General features: G+C 58.0%; 1 protein-coding gene. It reads left to right on the forward strand.

From position 1 onward, the window contains the following. A partial coding sequence (locus MTX36_RS29610) for an AMP-binding protein (RefSeq protein ID WP_243623223.1) occupies nt 1–255 on the forward strand: 255 nt, incomplete at both ends.

Consider the following 255-nt stretch of genomic DNA (forward strand, 5'->3'; position numbering starts at 1 on the left):
TTTCGTGGTCGGGTCGTGAGTTGGTGTTGCCGGTTGATCTGTCGGTGGTCGATATCGACACGGTTGATCTGTCGGGTGTGAATGGTTCGCCGATTTCGGATGCGGATCGTGTTGCGCCGCTGCGGACCTCGAATGTTGCGTATGTGATTTACACGTCGGGTTCGACGGGTCGCCCGAAGGGTGTGCAGGTTCCGCATTCGACGGTGGCGAAGTTGTTCGCGAATACGGAGAGTGTGTACGGGTTCGACGAGTCGG

It is taken from the genome of Rhodococcus sp. ARC_M6, assembly GCF_022810305.1.
GTDB lineage: Bacteria > Actinomycetota > Actinomycetes > Mycobacteriales > Mycobacteriaceae > Rhodococcus_F.